This is a genomic window from Aliidiomarina sp. B3213 (genome assembly GCF_003290085.1).
Lineage (GTDB): Bacteria > Pseudomonadota > Gammaproteobacteria > Enterobacterales > Alteromonadaceae > Aliidiomarina.
The window spans coordinates 1-236 of record NZ_QMKJ01000032.1 but is presented as its reverse complement, the minus strand read 5'-3'; the positions used below and the strand labels follow the sequence as shown (position 1 = coordinate 236).

The following is a 236-nucleotide window of genomic DNA, read 5'->3' as shown; positions in this document are numbered from 1 at the left end:
TGCGGCGAAGCCGTACGAATGAAAGGTAAGTACTGGGTCTGTAGCTCAGCTGGTTAGAGCGCACCCCTGATAAGGGTGAGGTCGGTAGTTCAAGTCTACTCAGACCCACCAAATTTGAGGTTTTTCTTCGTTGTTTTCGTCGTCGCATACTGGTGTATGCTTCCTCCTCAACGCCTTGCTAAACCGCAAATTACTTTTGTCGCTCTGAACTGCGTTGTCGGCTTCGTCGCATACTG

General features: G+C 50.0%; 1 tRNA gene. It reads left to right on the top strand.

Features of this window, described 5'->3' with window-relative positions:
* Positions 1–34: 34 nt before the first annotated feature.
* A tRNA-Ile gene (locus DQX04_RS12430) sits at positions 35–111 on the top strand.
* The last annotated feature ends 125 nt before the right edge of the window (positions 112–236 follow it).